The following is a 16,843-nucleotide window of genomic DNA, read 5'->3' on the forward strand; positions in this document are numbered from 1 at the left end:
GCGCTTCCACCCGCCTCCCCAGGGCACCGCGGGCCGGGCGCAGCAGCTCGGTCACCCGCCACCCAGGCGTTCGGCCCAGTCGGCGGGTACCCGCCCGGCGGGCCCGGGGACGGGCTGGTCGACGGGGCGGCTCTCCGGCGGCGCCAACGCGGGCCCGGACTCGTGGAACTTCGAGGTGGTGTAGTCCCAGAACCACTCCTCGCCCGGTTCGAAACTGCGGATCACCGGGTGTCCCGTCTCCCTGGCGTGCGCCGTGGCGTGCTTGGACGGCGAGTCGTCGCAGCAACCTATGTGGCCGCAGAGGGCGCAACGCCGCAGGTGCACCCACCATCCGCCAGTCGCGTCGCACTCGACGCAGCCAGTGCCGCTCGGCGGAACGGCGAGGTCGATCACTTGCTCAAGGCTCATGACAACTCCTCAGGAGTGTTGAGGTCGGCGGGAGACAGCGGGAGGCGGACCTGGAAACGGGTATCGCCGGGCACGGACTCGACCCGCAGGTCACCGCCGTGCCGGCCGACGACGATGCGCCAGGAGATGTCCAGGCCCAGCCCGGTGCCCTCGCCGACGGGTTTGGTCGTGAAGAAAGGGTCGAAGATGCGGTCGCGGATCTCAGGAGGCACGCCGGGGCCGGTGTCGCCGATCTCGACCAGCAGGCGGTCGCCGTCCCGTGCGGTGCGGACGATCAGCGTGCCGTCGGCGTCCGTGCCGCCCATGGCGGAGAGCGCGTTGTCGACGAGGTTGGTCCACACCTGGTTGAGCTCGCGGGGGCACGACGGAATCTCGGGCAGCGTGCGGTCGTAGTCCTTGACCACGCTGACGCGCGCCCCGATCTTCTGCGAGAGCATGACCAGCGTGCTGTCGAGCAGGTCGTGTACGTCGGTGTGCTGGTATGGCGCGCGGTCGAGTTGCGCGTAGTGCTTCGCCGCGTCGACCAGGGCGGAGATGCGGGTGGTCGAGTCCTCGATCTCGTCGAGGAGGAGTTCGGTCTCGACGGTGCAGTTCAGCCAGCGCACGGCCGCGGCGAGCGCGTCCGGGGGCACGGCCGCGGCGATCCGGTCCAGCCAGGGGGTGTCGAGACCGGCCTGCACGAACGTGGGCGCGAGCTGCCATCCGTCGGCGATGCCGTGTTCGTCCAGCCAGTCTGTCAGGACGTCCTCCCGGTCCGAGGCCTCCAGCGGGCTGAGGGCGGGGGCCCGTGCGGCGAGTTCGGCGGTGTCTTCCTGAATCCTGGTCAGCGCGTCGACACTGTCCCGCCGGATCGGGCCGGCCGCGATGTCGCCGAGCCCGTGGCGCATTCCGGCCACCCGCTCCCGGAGTTCGGCGGTGGCCCGCACCGCGGCGGCGGCCGGGTTGTTGAGCTCGTGCGTGAGCCCGGCCGCCAGCGACCCGAGGGCCAGCAGGCGCTCGCGCTGGCCGATCGCCTGCTGGGTGTTCTTGGTCCCGAAGAACAGCCCCTCCAGCAGATGGACGGCCATCGGGAACCAGTCGCGCATGATCTCCGCGAAGGTCTCCGCAGGCAGGACGAAGAACCGGGAGGGCTCGGTGACCCGCATCGAGTTGTTGTAGACCTGTGGCACCTGGTCGCCCAGGTACGCCTGGAAGGCCCCGGCGTACACGCCGCGCGTGGAGGTGCGGTTGACGTCCACGTCTTCGCCGCCGACGCGGCGTGAGAGCACCACCGTGCCCTCGAAGAGGACGTACAGGTACGCGGCCGAGTCGCCCTCCCGGTAGACCGTGCCCAGGTCGGACCACTCCGCCCGGCCATCCCGGCACAGCCGGGCGAGCTGGTCGTCGGAGAGCTTCTCAAAAAGGAACAGGGAGCGCAGCTCTTCCTCGTCGCAGTGTGTCCCGGGCCGGGTCATGACTGCTCCAGATAGCGGTGCACGAGCATGACGGCCATGGCCCCCTCGCCGACCGCGGAGGCGACCCGTTTGGCGGACTCGGCCCGCACGTCGCCCGCCGCGAACACGCCCGGCACGCTGGTCTCCAGGTGGTATGGCGGCCGGTCCAGCGTCCATCCGGCGGGCGGGCGCCCGTCCGGCGACAGGTCGGGGCCGGTCAGGACGGACCCGTGCGGGTCCCTGAGCACCGTGCCGTCCAGCCAGTCGGTCAACGGCGCGGCCCCGATGAACACGAACATCCACTGGGCCTCCACGATCTCGGTCTCTCCGCTCACCGTGTTGCGCAGCGTCAGCTTCTCCAGATGCTCCGTACCGTGGACGGCCTCCACGACGGTGTCGGTGCGCACCGAGATCACCGGGGACTCCATGACCCGCTGGAGAAGGTAGTGCGACATCGAGGCGGCCGGCGATGACCCGCGCACCACCAAGGTGACGGACTTGGCACCCCGGGCAAGGAACATCGCGGCCTGGCCGGCCGAGTTCGCCCCGCCAGCGATGTACACGTCCTGACCCTGGCACGCGGGAGCCTCGGTCAGGGCTGATCCGTAGTACACCCCGCGCCCGGTCAACTCGGTGACGCCCGGCACGTCCAGCTGCCGATACGACACGCCCGTCGCCAGGATCACGCAGTGCGCGGAGACCTCGGAACCGTCCGAGAACCGGAGTACGCGTGCCGCGCCCCGCACCTCCAGCGCGGTGACCTGGCGCGCCGTCAGCAACTCGGCCCCGAACTTCACCGCCTGACGCCGCGCCCGGTCGGTGAGCTGTGCCCCGGAGACGCCGTCGGGGAAACCGAGGTAGTTCTCGATGCGCGAGCTCTGACCTGCCTGACCGCCGATCGCCTCGCGCTCGACCAGGACCGTCCGCAGCCCTTCGGAGGCCCCATACACGGCCGAGCCCAGGCCGGCCGGTCCGCCGCCGACGATGACGAGGTCGTAGAAGTCGGCCGCCGGAGTCGTCGACAGCCCCACCCGGCCCGCCAGTTCACGCTCCTCGGGCTCCACGAGCGCGGTGCCGTCCGGGGTGACCACCAGCGGCAGCCGAAGCCCGTCCTGGCCCGCGGCGTGGAGCAGGCGCCGGCCTTCCGGTTCGTCGGACGAGTACCAGCGGTAGGGAACCTGGTTGCGGGCCAGGAACTCCCGGATCTGCGAGGAGCGTGCCGACCAGCGGTGACCGACCACTTTGGTGGTGGGCGTCTCCTTGCCGTCGGTGACCCGCCAGGACTCCAGCAGGTCGTCCACCACCGGATAGAGCTTCTCCTCCGGCGGGGCCCACGGCTTGAGCAGGTAGTGGTCGAGGTCGACGACGTTGATGGCGTCGATCGCGGCGCCGGTGTCGGCATAGGCGGTGAGCAGCACGCGCCGGGCGCCGGGGAACAGGTCGAGGGCCTGCTCCAGGAACTCGACGCCGTTCATCCGCGGCATGCGGTAGTCGGCCAGGAGCACCGCGACGTGGCTGCCCCGCAATTTCAGCTCGCGCAGAGCCTCCAGCGCCGACTCACCGGACTCGGCGCGGACCACGCGGTACCGGTCGCCGTAGCGGCGGCGCAGGTCACGGGCGACGGCGCGGGACACCGCCGGGTCGTCGTCCACGGTCAGGATGACCGTACGCGCTGCGTCGACGGCCTCCGCCATGTTTCACCTCCGGGACTTGTCAGCTCACGGTACGGCCCGCGCCGCGGACCACGTGGCCGACCTCGTTCGGTTGGTGGAGCGCGACAGCGCGCGAGGCACTGTCGACCCCGACCACGTCGTACCCACCCACTTCCGCCGGGCACCACGATCCACTCCCCCGGCGCCCCCCGACGGCATCCACGACGGCAAGTCTCGCCACACTACAGCGCGACGCGATCACACCTGGCCTGGCAGCGCACGACCGCCAGCCCCTGCGCGCACAGCGGGGCTGCGGATCAGAGTTGGGCGCCTTCCTCGGCGCACGGTCCACTGTGGTCCCACAGGCGGCGGGACGTCATGCCAGGATCTGGACGGGGTTCTCGACCAGAGCGAGGAAGGTCCGCATCCACTCCGCCGCCACCACTCCGTCGACCGGGCGGTGGTCCACCGAGAGGGTCACCCGCATCGTCGTCCCGACCTTTAATTCGCCGTCCTCGACGACCGGCTCCTGGCGCGCGGCGCCGACGGCGAGGATCGCGGCGTGGGGCGGGTTGATGATCGCGGCGAACTCCTCGGTGCCGTACATGCCGAGGTTCGTCACCGTGAGCGTGCCGCCTTCCAGCTCGTCCTGGCGCAGCCTGCCCGTCTTGGCGCGGTCGGCGTAGTCCTTGACCGTCGCGGTGACCGCGGTGACCGTCATCCGGTCCGCGCCCCTCAGCACGGGCGTCACCAGGCCCTGCGGGGTCGCGACGGCCATCGCCAGGTCGACCGAGGTGAACTGTCTGATGGCGTCCTGGGTCCAGATCACGTTCATCGCGGGGACCAGCGTGTGCGCTCGTGCGGCGGCCTTGAGTACCAGGTCGTTGACGGAGATCTTCGTGGTGCCGCCATCGTTGAGCTGCCGCCGCAGGTCGAGCAGCTTGTCGACGCGGGCCGTACCACGCAGGTAGAAGTGCGGCGCCGTCCGCTTGCTCTCGGCGAGCCGGGCGGCGATGGCCCTGCGGATCCGCGAGTGTGGCGTGTCGGTGTGCGTTCTGTCAGCCACGACGACCGCCGGCGCGAGCGCGGGCCCGTGTGCGCGCACCGCAACGTTGGTGGGTGCCGGGGTTGGCGAGGGGATTGTCGCTGCCTCGCGGTCGGCCGCCTCCGCTGCCTTGCGGGCCGCGGCCGCCTCCACGTCCTTACGGACGACTCTGCCGTTCGGCCCGCTTCCGGGAATCTCCTCAACCGGGATTCCGGCCTGCCTGGCCAGCCGACGCGCCAGTGGGCTGGCGAAGATCCGCGGTCCCGCGGCATGCCCGCCGGAACGGGCGGTGCCCCCGGTGTCAGGACCGCCGGCGGCCTGCTCGGCCGTGCGAGCCGCGTCCGGCGCCTCGCGTCGTTCCGGGTCCTTGACCGCCTCCGCGGCGGCCACGCCCATGTCGGCGAGGAGGGCGTCGAGGTTGTCCACTTTTTCACCGGGGTCGCCGATCACCGCGATGGGATCCCCGACCTCCACCGCGGCGCCCTCCGGCACCAGGGTCTTCACGATGACGCCGTCCGCCTCGGCCTCCACGTCCACCACGGCCTTCTCGGTCTCGATGGTGGCGATCACGTCGCTCGCCGCGAACGGGCTGTTCTCCGTGACGGACCAGCCCTGGAGGACCGCCTCCGCCGCGTTGGCCGCCACCTCGGGCATGCGCAGGATTCTGGCCATCGGTCACTTCCCCACGATCTCGGCGAGCTTGGCGGCCACTTCCTCGCTCCTGGCGATGGCCGCCCTTTCCAGGACCTTGCTGATGCTGGACGAGGCCTCGCCGCCCGTGAGGCGCTGCACAGGCTGGTCCAGCCAGTCGAAGTAGCGCCGCTGGATCTCGTCGGCGAGCCAGCCGCCATAGGAGGTGCCGAGCGGGCCCTGCTCGGCGATGAGAACGTTGTTGGTCTTCTTGACACTGGTGCCGATGGTGTCCCAGTCGAGGCTGGCCCTGTCCAGCCAACGCAGGTCGATCACCTCGGCGTCCACGTCACCCAGTGCCTCCAGGACATGCCGGGTCATCGCCAGATAGGTGAGAATCGTGAGCTTCGACCCGGCGTGGACGACGGCCGCCTTGCCGACCGGGAGGCAATAGTCGAGATCTCCCTCGGGGCCGGGGCCTGTCGTGCCGTAGAGATCCACGTGCTCCAGCACGACGACCGGGTCCTGGCAGCGCAGCGCGCTGTTCATCAGCCCCACGTAGTCGTACGGTGTCGAAGGGGCGACGATCCGCCACCCGGGCGCGGTGGCGAAGATTCCGGCCGGGTCCATCGAGTGCTGCGAGCCGTACCCGGTGCCCATGGCGACCTTGCTGCGCAGCACGAACGGCACCGCGCCGGTGCCGCCGAACATGTGCCTGGCTTTGCCGATCTGGTTGAAGAGCTGGTCGGCCGCCACCCACATGAAGTCGGCGTACATGAACTCGACCACCGGCTTGAACCGGCCGTCCATGGCGATGCCGCCGCCGAGGCCGGCGAAGGCGTTCTCGCTGATCGGCGTGCCGAGGACACGGTCGGGGTGCGCCTCCTTGAGCCCGCGGGTGGCGCCGTTGGTGCCGCCGTTGAGCCGGTGCACGTCCTCACCCATGACGACGACGGCGGGGTCGGTCTCCATCCTGCGCGCCATGACGGCGGCCACGGCGTCGATGAACTTCTGCTCGTTGAGGGTGCCGGTGCAGGTGAAGCGTGCGTCGGCGAACTCGCTGAGGTCCCCCCGGACGCCGACGTCCGCGAAGGCTGGATCGGGCCACTCCGCGGGCTTGATGCGGCGCTGCCCCGGTTTGCCGCCGGGCAGCGGCTCCAGGAGCACGTCGCCGAGGTCGGCCATGAGCTCACGGGCCCGCCCAGTCGTCGCGGAGATCTCCTCGGCGGTCATGATGCCCCGCCGCACCATGTGTCCGGAGAGCTGCTTGATCGGGTCGCGGGCGCGCCACCGCCGCTCCTCCTCCTTGCTCCGGTAGCCGAACGCGCTGCCGGGGAAGGGGCCGTTCTGGTGGAAATATCGGTAGACATCCGCCTCGATGACAGCAGGACCGCCGCCGGAGCGCAGGTGGGCCAGGGCCTCGCGCATGGTGAGGTAGACGGCCAGCGGGTCCATGCCGTCGACCTTCCAGCTCGCGATGCCGAAGCCGGGCCCCCGCGCCGACAACCGCGGCTCGCCAGTGGCCTCTTCGACGCTGGTCGAGACGGCGTAGCGGTTGTTCTCAACGAAGAAGCAGATGGGCAGCCGCCAGGCGGCGGCGAGGTTGAACGTCTCCAGCGTGGAGCCGATGTTGACCGCGCCGTCGCCGAAGTACGTCACGGCCACCGCGTCGGTGCCGGCCTGCCGGTGCGCCCACGCGGACCCGGCGGCCAGCGGCACGCCACCGCCAACGATTGCGTTGGTGCCGATCGCTCCGGCCTCGATCCACTGCAGGTGCATGGATCCGCCGCGGCCGTGGCTGAAGCCGCGGTCCAGGCCGCAGATCTCGGCCAGGCTCTTCAGCAGGACGGCACGCACCTCGTCGGAGAACGGCCGCCGGGGGTCGATCCCCTTCGGCTCGACATGCCCGAGCACCTTGGCCAGGAACTGGTGGTGCCCCCGGTGTGAGCCGTTGACGGTGTCCTGGCTGGTGAGGGGAAGGATGGAACCGACGGCCCCGCCCTCCTGACCGATGCTGGAGTGCGCCGGCCCGTGGACCAGCCCCGCCTTGGCCAGGTCGAGCACATACTCCTCGAATGTCCTGATCAGGACCAGCTGGCTGAACATGGCGGTGAGCAGGGACGGGGCGGCGGCGTCCCAATCGGATTCGGTGGCGACGACCTCCACCCACGGCGCCGCAGGTTCGAGCCGGTGCTGCTCTGTCATGAGCCTCTCCATGCAATCGATTGCATTAGCGAGAGCTTTACACACAATGGATCCAAAAACTAGGGTAGGCGGCGTAATGATCGCCCAACCGAGGCGGTTTGGATCCAATCTGGAGGACGAGATGCTTCCCGGACTGGCCAGGCTCGACCACATCGGGTTCACGGTGCCCGATCTCCAAGAGGCCAGGGCGTTCCTCGTGGACGTCCTCGGCTGCGAGTACATGTACACGCTCGGGCCGTTCCGCCACGACGACGGCGACTGGATGGCCGAGCACCTCAACGTGCACCCTCGCGCGGTGATGCGCGAGCTGCACTTCTTCAGGTGCGGCGGCCAAGCGGTCTTCGAGGTGTTTGAATACTCCGCCCCCGACCAGGCGACGGCCGTGCCGAGGAACAGCGACGTCGGCGGCCACCACCTCGCGCTGTACGTGGACGACCTCGACGAGGCGGTCGCGTACCTGAAGGCCAGGGGCGTCACGGTTCTCGGCGAGCCGACGGCGAGCAAGGGGCCGAGCGAGGGACAGCGCTGGGTCTACTTCCTGGCGCCGTGGGGCATGCAGTTCGAGCTGGTGTCCTACCCGGGTGGCAAGGCGTTCGACCGGACATGAGGATGCCGGAGAGCGAGCGCGTGGCCGACCACTTGCGGGCGGCGATCCTCAGCGGCGAGATCGCCCCTGGCGGCAGGATCCGGCAGGAGGAGGTCGCCGAGCGGTCGGGAGCCAGCCGCCTGCCGGTGCGCGAGGCGCTGCGCATGCTGGAGGCCGAGGGCCTGGTCGAGCACGAGAGCAACAAGGGCGCCAGGGTACCGAGGCTCGGCGGGCACGAGGTCGACGTGATCTACCAGATGCGCGAGCGGCTGGAGCCGCTCGCGCTCGCCGAGAGCATGCCGCACCTGACCGAGGAGGACCTGCTGCGGCTGGAACGAATCCAGGAGCGGATCGAGCGGGGCCCGGACGTGGAGGGGTTCCTGGCCCTCGACAGGGAGTTCCACCTGCTGACCTACAGCCGCTGCCCGATCGTCCAGCTCTCCTCGATGGTGGTGCGGCTGTGGAACTCCACGCAGCACTACCGCCGCGCGTACATGCGCCTGACCGGTCCGGGGAGGCGATGGGTGGTGGACGCCGAGCACCGGCTGATCATCGATGCGCTCGCCAGGCGGGATGCCGTGGACGCCGAGCGGCACCTGAGCGGCCACATCCGCAGGACCCGCGTCGAGCTGTCCAGGCATCCCGAGCTGTTCACCAGCTGACGGCGACGTACTTGGCCTCCAGGTAGTCCAGCATGCCCTCGTGGCCGCCCTCCCGGCCCAAGCCGCTCTGCTTCACCCCGCCGAACGGCGCGGCCGGGTCGCTGACCAGCCCGCGGTTGAGCCCGATCATCCCGGACTCGATCCGCTCGCTGACCCGCAGGCCGCGTGCCAGGTCGCCGGTGTAGACGTAGGCGACCAGGCCGTACTCGGTGTCGTTGGCCAGCCGTACCGCGTCGTCCTCGCCGTCGAAGACGACGATCGGCGCGACGGGTCCGAAGATCTCCTCGCGCAGGATCGGCGCCTCGGGCTGAACGTTCACCAGCACGGTGGGGTCGTAGAAGAAGCCGGCCCGGTCGGGACGCTCCCCGCCGATGATCGCCTTCGCTCCGCCGGAGACCGCGCCGCGCACCAGGCTGTCGACCTTGTCCACGGCCTCCAGGTTCACCAGCGGGCCCACCTGCGTGGTTTCCTCGGTGCCGGGGCCGACCACCAGGTTCGACATCCGTTCGGCCAGCCGCCTGCTGAACTCCTCGGCCACCGGCGCCTCGACGTAGAACCGGTTGGCGGCGGTGCACGCCTCGCCTGCGTTGCGCATCTTCGCCACCATCGCGCCCTCGACCGCGGCGTCGAGGTCGGCGTCGGCGAACACGACGAACGGCGCGTTGCCGCCCAGCTCCATCGAGGTGTTGACCACCTGGTCGGCGGCCTCGCGCAGCAGCAGCCGCCCCACCTCGGTGGAGCCGGTGAAGGAGAGCTTGCGCACGCGCGGGTCGTGCAGCATCGCCGAGACGACCGCGCCGGAGCGCCGTGCGGGCAGCACGTTGACCACCCCGGCGGGCACGCCCGCCTCGTGCAGGAGCTCGGCCATGGCCAGCGCGGTGAGCGGGGTGTCGCTGGCCGGTTTGAGCAGCATCGTGCACCCGGCGGCCAGGGCCGGGCCGATCTTCCTGGTCGCCATGGCTGCGGGGAAGTTCCATGGCGTGACCAGCACGCACACGCCGACCGGCTGATACTGCACGAGGATCCGGTTGGCGCCCGAGGGCGCGGTGGTCAGCGACCCGGCGCCCCTGACGGCCTCCTCGGAATACCAACGGAAGAACTCCGCCGCGTACGCCACCTCGCCCCGGGCGTCCGGCATCGCCTTGCCGTTCTCCAGCGAGATCAGCCTGGCCAGCTCCTCGGCCCGCTCGGTCATCAGCTCGAACGCCCTGCGCAGGATCTCCGCCCGCGCGCGCGGCGGAGTGGCGGCCCAGGGTGCGGCCGCTCGCGATGCGGCGTCCACGGCGCTGATCGCGTCCGCCACGGTGCCGTCCGCGACCGAGGCGATGACCTCGCCCGTGGCCGGGTTCAGCACGTCGAAGCGACCCCCGTCGCTCGCCTCGGCCACATTGCCGTCGATGAACATGGCACGCCTTTCAGTAGGGGTTGGCGACGACCAGGTCCTGGGCCGGGAAGAGGGTGAGCAGGCGGGCGCCGTCCTCGGTGACGACGACCTCCTCCTCGATCCTGGCCGCGGAGAACCCGTCGCTCGCCGGGCAGTAGGTCTCCAGCGCGAACACCATCCCCGGCTGGAGCTCGATCGGCTCCCGCATGCTGTTGAGCCGGGAGATGATCGGCCGCTCATGCAGCCCGAGCCCGAGCCCGTGGCCGAACTGCAGCCCGAAGGCCGCCATCTCATTGTCGAACCCGAACTCGGTGGCCTCGGGCCAGACGGCGGCCACCTGGTCGGTGCCCACGCCAGGCTTGATCATGGCGATGGACGCGTCCATCCACTCGCGCGCTCTGGCGTACGCCTCGCGCTGGCTCGGCGTCGCGCTGCCCACGGCGAACGTGCGGTAGTAGCAGGTCCGGTAGCCGTTGTAGGAGTGGATGATGTCGAAGAACGCCTGGTCGCCGGGGCGGATCAGGCGGTCGGAGAAGTTGTGCGGGTGCGGGTTGCACCGTTCGCCGCTGACCGCGTTGACCGCCTCGACCTGGTCGGAGCCCATCTCGTAGAGCCGCTTGGCGGCCAGGGCGACGATGTCGTTTTCCCTGATCCCCGGCTTGAGCGCCTCGACGATGTCCTGGTAGACGCCGTCGACCATGGCGGCGGCCTGCGTGAGCAGCATGATCTCGTCGGCGGACTTGATCTGCCGGGCGTCCAGCATGAACTGCTGGGCGTCCACGACACGAAGGCCCTGGCGTTCCATCTCGAACAGGAACGGCGGCTCGACCAGGTCCACGCCGACCGGCTCGCCCGCCACTCCCGCGTCCTCCAGCAGGCCCTTGATCTGGCGGACAGCCTCTTCCATCAGCCCGGCACTCGGCGCGATCGCGCCGCGCAGGCCGAGCATGCCCGCGCGGCAGTCGGCCGGATCGAGCCACGGGCTGTGTAGCTGGTGGTGCCGCGCGGCGGAGCCGAAGTCCCACAGCATCGGCGAGCCGCCCCTGGTGAGCAGGGCGTACCTGGTCATCTTGTCGCCGAGCGCGCCGCCGATCCAGGTCTGGGTGGTGTAGCGGATGTTGTAGAAGTCGAAGAGCAGGAACGCGCCGCATTCGCTGGCCTCCAGTGCCGCCTTGGCCCTGGCCAGCCGGTACGCGCGCAGCCGGTCGAAGTTCACCCGCTCCTCGTAGTCGACGCCCATGTGCCCGGGCGCGGGCAGCGGAGTGGTCACGAGCGGACCAGCCCGTCGTCGACGGTGACGTTCTCGGGTTCGAGCTTCAACCCCGACGCCTCCGCCTGCAGGTCGAGCAGGACGGCGAAGTCCTCGTCCACCCGGCCGCTGCCGACGCACGTCCGCACGAGGTCCGCCGCCGACTCCGTGACCGGCATGGGCACGCCGAGCCGGTGCGCCGCGGCCAGCCCCAGGTCGAAGTCCTTGAGCAGCAGGACGGGCGTGAACGTCGGGGTGTAGTCGAGGTTCACGAACGCGGGCGTCTTGTAGCGGGTGAAGACCGAGCCCATGACGCTGTTGTTGAGGAAGTCGAGGAAGGCGTGGCGCGGCACCCCGCCCTTCTCGGCCAGCACGGTGATCTCGGCCAGGCACTGAGTGACCACGCCGAGCATCAGGTTGTGCGCGATCTTCACCAGACGAGCCGTCTCGCCCTCGCCGACGTACGTCACCGACCTGCCGATGAGCTTCAGCAGGGGAGCCACCTGGTCATAGGTCTCTCGGGGCCCCGAGGCGACCAGGCTCAGCCCGCCGGACTCGACGACCTTGGCGTTCCCGCTGACGGGAGCCGCCAGGAAGCCGACGTGGTGCCGCTCGCACAGGTCCCGCATCGTCTCCGACGACTCGGGAGAGACCGTGGAGCAGTCGACGACGACGCCGGGGAGCCGGTCCGCCCCGTCCAGGAGCGCGCGCAGCACCTCCTCCAGGTCGGCGGAGGTGGAGACCATGGTGAACACCACATCCCTGTCACGCAGGTCCGCGATCGTCTCGCACACCTCCGCGCCGTGCTTCTTGAGCGGCTCGGCCTTGGCCGCGGTACGGTTCCAGGCGGTCAGGTCCATACCCGCCTTGGCGAGCCGCCCCGCCATCGCCAGGCCCATGCGGCCGGTGCCGATCCAGCCGATCCTCGTGTCGGTCATGCGCTTGGTCATGTGGTCGGTTCCTTTCCGAGATAGAGAGATGCGATCTCCGGATGGTTCTTGATCTCGGCGGCGGTGCCGGTCAGGCGGACCCTGCCGCCCTCCATCACCACGCCGTGCGTGGCAAGGCCGAGGCCCAGCCGTACGTTCTGCTCGACCAGCAGCACGGTGACGCCGTCGCGGTTTAGCTCGTTGATCAGGTCGGCGACACCCGCCAGGCTGCGCGGGTCGAGTCCCAGGGACGGCTCGTCCAGCAGGATCATCCCGGGGTCGAGCATGAGGCAGCGGGCGATCTCCACCATCCGCCGCTGGCCGCCGCTGAGGTTGCCCGCGCTGTCGTTCGCCCGCTCCGCCACCAGCGGGACCCGCGCCCTGACCAAGTCCAGCCGCTCGCGCAGCAGCTTTCGGTCGCGGCGGATCAGGTAGCCGCCCATCAGCACGTTCTCCTGCACCGACATGGCGGGGAACAGCGCGTGAGACTGCGGCACCTGGGTGATGCCGCGGCGCAGGATCTCCTCGGCGCTGCGGCCGGCGATCGGCCCGCCGTCCACGGTGATCTCGCCCTCGGTGGGCGTGAGCAGCCCGCTGATGACGCGCAGGACGGTCGACTTGCCCGCGCCGTTGGGCCCGACGATGCAGGTGATGGTCTGCCTGGCACACTCCAGGTCGACCCCGTGCAGGACGCGGCCGCCGCCGTACCCCGCGACGACTCTCTTCATCGTGAGCATCTACACCACCGCCTCTCCCAGGTAGGCGTCCAGGACCAGCGGGTCCTGCCTGATGATCTCCGGCGGTCCCTCGGCGAGCGCGGCGCCGCGCGAGAACACGATGACCGGGTCGCACAGGTCGAGCACGAGCGGGATGTTGTGCTCGACGACGAGGAACGTCACGCCGCGCGCGTTCACCTCGCGGATCACCTCGGTGAGCCGGTCGAGCAGGCTGGGGTTCACCCCGCCCGCCGGCTCGTCCAGCAGGATCAGCCGGGGCTCCAGCATCAGCACCTGAGCCAGCTCCACCAGCTTCTGCTGTCCGTACGACAGCGCCCCCGCGGGCTGGTGCGCCATCCGGCCGAGGCCGACGAGGTCGAGCAGTTCGCGGGCGCGCTCCGCCTCGTGCCCCTTCACCGCGCCGGACAGCATCGTCCGCCAGCGCGCGTCGGGCAGCGGGGCGACCACGTTCTCCTGGACCGTCATATTCTTGAACAGCCGGGTCACCTGGTAGGTGCGGCCCAGCCCGAGGTGGCCTCTTGTCCAGGGCGGCAGGGTGTCGATGCGCTGCCCGTCGAACCGGATCTCGCCGGAGTCGGCGGTCAGGCCGCCGCTGATCAGGTTGAACAGCGTCGTCTTGCCCGACCCGTTGGGCCCGATCAGTGCGGTGATGGACCCCTCCCGTACGGTCAGGTCCGCGTTGTCGACGGCGGTAAGGCCGCCGAACCGCTTGCTCACCCCGCGGACCTCCAGCAGGGGCTTACCCGGCTCCCTGCGGACGGGTTCGACGATCGTGGCCGCTGCCCTGCTCAGCGCGCCCTCCTGATCGGTGTACTGCACGGCCACCGGATGGCGTCGCCGCCACCAGTCCTGGACGGTCGGCAGGATGCCGCGTGGCAGGAAGAGCACCACGATCACCAGCGCCAGCCCGAACATCAGCACCCGCGCCTGCGTACCGCCGCCGTACACCGTGGCCGCCTCGCTCAGCAGCTGAACGAGGAAGGCGCCCACCACCGGCCCGTACAGCGTGCCCCGGCCGCCGGCGAGCGCGGCCAGCACGATGGTCACGCTGCCGAGGATCGCGAACGACCCGGCCGGATTGATGAACGTCAGGTAATAGGCGTAGACGCCACCGGCGACGCCGATGAAGAACGCGCTCGCCGCGTACGCCGTGACCTTGGACCTGGTGGTGTTGACGCCGATCGAGGCCGCCTTGCCCTCGTCTTCGCGGATCGCGACCAGCCCGGTCCCGAACTTGGTCCGCCGGAGCCAGCCGCTGAACGCGACCGTCACCACCAGCAGGCCGAGGAACAGGTAGTAGAAGGGGATGTTCTGGTAGTCGCGGCTCCAGAACGGCAGCTCAAGCGTGATCCCGTCGGACCCCTGGGTGAGGCTCCCGGCGTTCGTCACCAGGACCTGCGCGGCCAGCAGCATCGCGATCGTGATGATCACGAAGACGTGCCCCCTGGTCCTGAGCACCACCGAGCCGATCAGCAGCGCGATGACCACGGCCGTCACTCCGCCGAGTGGCGCGACCAGCAGCGGGTTGACGCCCCAGCGCGTGGCCAGGATGCCCACCGTGTACGAGCCGAGGCCGAGGAACATGCTGTGGCCCAGCGAGATGTATCCGGCGTACCCGGAGATGATGTTCCAGCCCGACGCCTGAATGGCGAGCAGGAACGCGAGCAGCAGGACCGCCTGCGGGTACGGCTGCCACGGGTTGACCACCGGGTAGAGCAGCAGCCCGGCCAGGCAGACGGCCACCACGACGCGCCTCATGCCGCGTCCTCGCGAAGCCTGGCTCCGAGCAGTCCCTGCGGGCGGATCAGCAGCACGATCATGATCACCAGGTAGAAGACCAGCGTCGACCAGTTCAGCGAGCCGTACGTGGCGGTCAGCGTCTCTGCCAGGCCCAGCACCACCGCGCCGACCAGCGCCCCGGGCAGGCTGCCCATCCCGCCGAGCACCACGATCCCCAGCAGTCTGGAGATCCACTCGTAGTGCGAAGCGGGAAAGAAGGGATACAGCACCGACAGGATGGAGCCGCCCACCCCGGTCGTCGCGGTGCCGAGTGCGAACGCGAGCGCGGCGGTGCCCGACGCGCCCACCCCGACCAGGGCGGCACCCGCCGGGTTCTGCGTGGCGGCCCTGATCGCCCTGCCGGTCCAGGTCCTGGTCAGCACCGCGTACAGGGCGCAGAGCACGAGCATGGCCGCCAGGAAGCCGAACACCTGGGCCTTGGGCAGCGAGACGGCTCCGACCTTGAAGGACTCCTCGAAGTAGGACGGCGTTGCCGATCGGTACTTGTTACCCGAGACGATGCTCAGCAGGCCCTCGATCACCAGCGCGAGCCCGAACGTCAGCAGCACCGACGTCGACGGCGACGCGTCACGGATACGCGAGATCAGCAGGCGGTGCACCGCCCAGCCCAGGGCGGCCATGAGCGGCGTGGTGAGCAGCGCCACGAGGATCGGATCCAGGCCGGTCTCCCGCCACAGCCACCATGTGACCATCGCCACCAGCACCAGGAACGCGCCCTGTGCGATGTTGACGATCCGCATGACGCCGAAGATGAGCGTGAGCCCCGAGGCCATCAGCGCGTACACGCCGCCGATCAGCAGGCCGAGCGTGATCGCCTGCAGCAGCTGGGTCATCGCGCCGCCTTCCAGCCAGGCTTGGGGTTGACGACGTTGGTCGTCGTCGCCAGCGCCGGCGGCGCGATCACCTCGACCTTGCCCGACTGCCACTGAGCGAGCATGAACGAGCCCTTCGGCTCGCCGTTCGGCTCCCAGCTCAGCGGACCCAGGATGGTCTCCACCGTGTTCGCGTGCAGCCAGTCACGGATCTTGTCCTGGTCGACGGCGCCGACCTTCTCGGTCGCGGTCTGCAGTACCTGCGCGGCGGCGAACGCGTCGGCCGCGTCCTCGCTCGGCGGGCCGCCGTAGGTCTTGCGATAGGCGGCGGCGAACTCGGCGTTGTGCGGGGTCGCCGCCTTCTCGTTCCAGCTCACCGTGTACAGGACGCCCTCGGTATTGGCCTCGCCCACGCCCTCGCTGTACTGGCCGGCGTTGCTGGGCGCGGTGGTCTGGAACAGCATCTTCGGCGAGTAGCCGAGCTGCTTGAGCGAGCGCACCAGGCCCACGCCGTCCTCGAAGACCGCGCCCTGCGCGATCAGGTCCGGCTTCGCGGCGGCCAGCGTTCCGGCCAGGGTCTGGAAGTTGGTGGTGTCGCCCGGATAGACCGAGGTGTGGACGGTGCGCACGCCCAGCGCTTCGAGTTGGGTGCGCAGCGAGTCGATGACCGGCTTGGAGAACGGGTCGTCCTGGCTGGGATACGCCGCCGTCTTCGGCCGCTGGGCCGTCGGCAGCGAGCCGATCCAGGACGCCACGACGTCCGCCTGGTGCCCGCCCGCGGCCGGCTGGGCGAAGAACAGGTATTTGAAACCGCGCTGGAACATCTTGGCGGAGCCGCCCGCCGGTTCGATGAAGACCATCTGGTTCTTCTCCGCCACCGCGGAGGCCGGGTAGTTGAGCAGCGAGGAGAACGTGCCGAGCACGAGGTCGACCCGGTCTTGTGTGATCAGCTTGGTGTAGTCGGCGACCACGGTGTCCTGGTTGCTGGCGTCGTCCACGATCTTCAGCTGCACCTTGCGGCCCAGCACGCCACCCTTGGCGTTGACCTGGTCGCGCCACACCTCGTAGCCACGCTTGGCCTCGCCGCCAGGCTGGGCGAAGTCTCCGCTCAGCGGGAGGGAGACACCGATGACGATGTCACCTCCCCGCGTTGCCGACGGCGGTTGCCCGCAGGCTGCCAGCGTCGCGATCGCCACCCCGGCCAGCGCACTGGCGGCTCGGCTGCGCTTCATGTGTCCTCCTCCTTACGCAATCTCTCCTACGCAATCGATTGCGCTATGGTGCAGCATGGATTTCTCAAAGCACAGTGTC

At 70.0% G+C, this 16,843-nt stretch carries 14 protein-coding genes; 2 read left to right on the forward strand and 12 right to left on the reverse strand.

Going from position 1 to position 16,843, the window contains the following annotated elements; all coding sequences use genetic code 11:
• Positions 1-51: 51 nt before the first annotated feature.
• The 5 genes from FHR32_RS06750 to FHR32_RS06770 form a co-directional block, all read right to left on the reverse strand.
• Positions 52-408 carry a UBP-type zinc finger domain-containing protein gene (locus FHR32_RS06750; protein WP_184753502.1) on the reverse strand — a complete coding sequence of 119 codons (357 nt, stop codon included), beginning with the start codon at positions 406-408 and terminating at the stop codon, positions 52-54.
• Positions 405-1,862, reverse strand: coding sequence for an ATP-binding protein (locus FHR32_RS45790; protein WP_184753503.1), 1,458 nt, complete (start codon positions 1,860-1,862; stop codon positions 405-407). The genes FHR32_RS06750 and FHR32_RS45790 overlap by 4 nt, the downstream gene beginning before the upstream one ends.
• Positions 1,859-3,535, reverse strand: a complete 1,677-nt coding sequence (locus FHR32_RS06760; RefSeq protein WP_184753504.1) for an NAD(P)/FAD-dependent oxidoreductase — start codon at positions 3,533-3,535, stop codon at positions 1,859-1,861. The genes FHR32_RS45790 and FHR32_RS06760 overlap by 4 nt, the downstream gene beginning before the upstream one ends.
• 334 nt (positions 3,536-3,869) lie before the next feature.
• The gene (locus FHR32_RS06765) at positions 3,870-5,210 is read right to left on the reverse strand and encodes a 2-oxo acid dehydrogenase subunit E2 (RefSeq protein ID WP_184753505.1); all 1,341 of its coding nucleotides are present in this window, start codon (positions 5,208-5,210) and stop codon (positions 3,870-3,872) included.
• 3 nt (positions 5,211-5,213) lie between these two features.
• Entirely contained in the window at positions 5,214-7,373 is a 2,160-nt protein-coding gene (locus FHR32_RS06770) for an alpha-ketoacid dehydrogenase subunit alpha/beta (RefSeq protein WP_184753506.1), read from the reverse strand.
• 121 nt (positions 7,374-7,494) lie between these two features.
• On the opposite strand from FHR32_RS06770, the gene FHR32_RS06775 reads away from it, so the two are divergent.
• Both FHR32_RS06775 and FHR32_RS06780 read left to right on the forward strand, forming a co-directional pair.
• On the forward strand, positions 7,495-7,980 hold the full coding sequence (locus tag FHR32_RS06775; RefSeq protein WP_184753507.1) for a VOC family protein: 486 nt from the start codon (positions 7,495-7,497) through the stop codon (positions 7,978-7,980).
• Entirely contained in the window at positions 7,977-8,621 is a 645-nt protein-coding gene (locus tag FHR32_RS06780) for a GntR family transcriptional regulator (protein WP_184753508.1), read from the forward strand. The genes FHR32_RS06775 and FHR32_RS06780 overlap by 4 nt, the downstream gene beginning before the upstream one ends.
• Here the strand turns inward: FHR32_RS06780 and FHR32_RS06785 are convergent.
• Genes FHR32_RS06785 through FHR32_RS06815 form a run of 7 tightly spaced genes read right to left on the reverse strand, consistent with a single transcriptional unit; the run spans position 8,611 to position 16,764 of the window.
• Positions 8,611-10,026 carry an NAD-dependent succinate-semialdehyde dehydrogenase gene (locus FHR32_RS06785; protein ID WP_184753509.1) on the reverse strand — a complete coding sequence of 472 codons (1,416 nt, stop codon included), beginning with the start codon at positions 10,024-10,026 and terminating at the stop codon, positions 8,611-8,613. The two genes, FHR32_RS06780 and FHR32_RS06785, sit on opposite strands and share 11 nt — an antisense overlap.
• Positions 10,027-10,036: 10 nt before the next feature.
• Positions 10,037-11,275, reverse strand: a complete 1,239-nt coding sequence (locus FHR32_RS46595; protein WP_221465288.1) for a M24 family metallopeptidase — start codon at positions 11,273-11,275, stop codon at positions 10,037-10,039.
• Positions 11,272-12,204: an NAD(P)-dependent oxidoreductase gene (locus tag FHR32_RS06795; RefSeq protein ID WP_184753510.1), complete on the reverse strand. Its 933-nt coding sequence runs from the start codon at positions 12,202-12,204 to the stop codon at positions 11,272-11,274. Before FHR32_RS06795 ends, FHR32_RS46595 begins: the two co-directional genes overlap by 4 nt.
• Positions 12,201-12,920 carry an ABC transporter ATP-binding protein gene (locus FHR32_RS06800; RefSeq protein WP_184753511.1) on the reverse strand — a complete coding sequence of 240 codons (720 nt, stop codon included), beginning with the start codon at positions 12,918-12,920 and terminating at the stop codon, positions 12,201-12,203. Before FHR32_RS06800 ends, FHR32_RS06795 begins: the two co-directional genes overlap by 4 nt.
• On the reverse strand, positions 12,921-14,678 hold the full coding sequence (locus FHR32_RS06805; RefSeq protein ID WP_184753512.1) for a branched-chain amino acid ABC transporter ATP-binding protein/permease: 1,758 nt from the start codon (positions 14,676-14,678) through the stop codon (positions 12,921-12,923). It lies immediately after the preceding gene.
• Positions 14,675-15,553, reverse strand: coding sequence for a branched-chain amino acid ABC transporter permease (locus tag FHR32_RS06810; protein ID WP_184753513.1), 879 nt, complete (start codon positions 15,551-15,553; stop codon positions 14,675-14,677). Before FHR32_RS06810 ends, FHR32_RS06805 begins: the two co-directional genes overlap by 4 nt.
• A complete protein-coding gene (locus FHR32_RS06815) occupies positions 15,550-16,764 on the reverse strand; it encodes an amino acid ABC transporter substrate-binding protein (protein WP_184753514.1) in 1,215 nt (404 codons plus the stop codon). Before FHR32_RS06815 ends, FHR32_RS06810 begins: the two co-directional genes overlap by 4 nt.
• Positions 16,765-16,843 lie beyond the last annotated feature (79 nt).

Origin of the sequence: Streptosporangium album (assembly GCF_014203795.1) — a bacterium.
Classification (GTDB): domain Bacteria; phylum Actinomycetota; class Actinomycetes; order Streptosporangiales; family Streptosporangiaceae; genus Streptosporangium; species Streptosporangium album.

Bases quoted from the DNA above. Each gene is read 5' to 3' on its own strand.
- FHR32_RS06780 (WP_184753508.1), top strand. From the start codon at position 7,977: ATGAGGATGCCGGAGAGCGAGCGCGTGGCCGACCACTTGCGGGCGGCG.
- FHR32_RS06815 (WP_184753514.1), bottom strand. From the start codon at position 16,764: ATGAAGCGCAGCCGAGCCGCCAGTGCGCTGGCCGGGGTGGCGATCGCG.
- FHR32_RS06765 (WP_184753505.1), bottom strand. From the start codon at position 5,210: ATGGCCAGAATCCTGCGCATGCCCGAGGTGGCGGCCAACGCGGCGGAG.
- FHR32_RS06805 (WP_184753512.1), bottom strand. From the start codon at position 14,678: ATGAGGCGCGTCGTGGTGGCCGTCTGCCTGGCCGGGCTGCTGCTCTAC.
- FHR32_RS06775 (WP_184753507.1), top strand. From the start codon at position 7,495: ATGCTTCCCGGACTGGCCAGGCTCGACCACATCGGGTTCACGGTGCCC.
- FHR32_RS45790 (WP_184753503.1), bottom strand. From the start codon at position 1,862: ATGACCCGGCCCGGGACACACTGCGACGAGGAAGAGCTGCGCTCCCTG.
- FHR32_RS06750 (WP_184753502.1), bottom strand. From the start codon at position 408: ATGAGCCTTGAGCAAGTGATCGACCTCGCCGTTCCGCCGAGCGGCACT.
- FHR32_RS06770 (WP_184753506.1), bottom strand. From the start codon at position 7,373: ATGACAGAGCAGCACCGGCTCGAACCTGCGGCGCCGTGGGTGGAGGTC.
- FHR32_RS06795 (WP_184753510.1), bottom strand. From the start codon at position 12,204: ATGACCAAGCGCATGACCGACACGAGGATCGGCTGGATCGGCACCGGC.
- FHR32_RS06760 (WP_184753504.1), bottom strand. From the start codon at position 3,535: ATGGCGGAGGCCGTCGACGCAGCGCGTACGGTCATCCTGACCGTGGAC.
- FHR32_RS06800 (WP_184753511.1), bottom strand. From the start codon at position 12,920: ATGCTCACGATGAAGAGAGTCGTCGCGGGGTACGGCGGCGGCCGCGTC.
- FHR32_RS06785 (WP_184753509.1), bottom strand. From the start codon at position 10,026: ATGTTCATCGACGGCAATGTGGCCGAGGCGAGCGACGGGGGTCGCTTC.
- FHR32_RS06810 (WP_184753513.1), bottom strand. From the start codon at position 15,553: ATGACCCAGCTGCTGCAGGCGATCACGCTCGGCCTGCTGATCGGCGGC.